Origin of the sequence: Burkholderia sp. SIMBA_051, assembly GCF_046534915.1 — a bacterium.
Classification (GTDB): Bacteria; Pseudomonadota; Gammaproteobacteria; order Burkholderiales; family Burkholderiaceae; genus Burkholderia; species Burkholderia ambifaria.
On record NZ_JAWRXS010000386.1, the window covers coordinates 1 to 265 of the forward strand.

Annotated in this window: 1 protein-coding gene; it reads left to right on the plus strand. The window is 69.1% G+C overall.

The features are described 5' to 3' along the window. On the plus strand, window positions 1–265 hold a 265-nt coding region (locus SB771_RS34980; protein ID WP_410722040.1), incomplete at both ends, for an EamA family transporter.

Consider the following 265-nt stretch of genomic DNA (forward strand, 5'->3'; position numbering starts at 1 on the left):
GGCGCTGATCTGGATGCCGCTGTCCGAGGCCACGGCGATCTACTTCACCTCGCCCCTCATCATGGTCGCGCTGTCGCCCTGGCTGCTGGGCGAACGGGTGCGGCCGGTGCAATGGATGGCGGTGGCGGCCGGCTTCGCCGGCATGCTGCTGATCGTGCGGCCGGGCGCCGATCTGCCTGCGCTGGGCACGCTGCTGATGGCGGTCTCGGCGATCAGCTACGCCATCTTCCAGGTGCTGACCCGCAAGCTGTCTGGCAAGGTTGCC